Origin of the sequence: Streptomyces sp. NRRL B-3229, from assembly GCF_000719505.1 — a bacterium.
Classification (GTDB): domain Bacteria; phylum Actinomycetota; class Actinomycetes; order Streptomycetales; family Streptomycetaceae; genus Streptomyces; species Streptomyces griseorubiginosus.
In genome coordinates, this window is record NZ_JOGP01000095.1 from 1 (window position 1) to 620 (window position 620).

The following is a 620-nucleotide window of genomic DNA, read 5'->3' on the forward strand; positions in this document are numbered from 1 at the left end:
CTCGCCGCCTCCGAATGCTGCGTCGAAGGAGGCCGACGGGGCCTCGAAGTCGTACCGCTTGAGGCTCTTCAACGCCTCCGGCGCGCCCTGGAGCCGGTCCATCCCGGCGTCCTCCCACTCGACCGAGACGGGGCCCTGGTAGTCGATGGAGCGCAGCATGCGGAAGACGTCTTCCCAGGGGACGTCGCCGTGGCCGGCGGAGACGAAGTCCCAGCCGCGGCGGGGGTCGCCCCAGGCGAGGTGGGAGCCCAGGCGGCCGTTGCGGCCGTCCAGACGGGTGCGGGCTTCCTTGCAGTCGACGTGGTAGATCCGCTCGCGGAAGTCGTAGAGGAAACCGACCGGGTCCAGGTCCTGCCACACGAAGTGGGAAGGATCGAAGTTCAACCCGAACGCGCTCCGGTGACCGACCGCCTCCAGGGCACGCTGGGTGGTCCAGTAGTCGTAGGCGATCTCGCCGGGGTGGACCTCGTGGGCGAAGCGCACGCCCTCGGCGTCGAAGACGTCCAGGATCGGGTTCCAGCGCTCGGCGAAGTCCTCGTACCCGCGGTCGATCATCGCCTGGGATGCGGGCGGGAACATCGCCACCAGGTGCCAGATCGCCGAGCCGGTGAAGCCGATGA

General features: G+C 69.4%; 1 protein-coding gene. It reads right to left on the bottom strand.

Going from position 1 to position 620, the window contains the following annotated elements:
* On the bottom strand, positions 1–620 hold a 620-nt coding region (locus IF54_RS0138860), incomplete at both ends, for a sugar phosphate isomerase/epimerase family protein (RefSeq protein ID WP_030327463.1).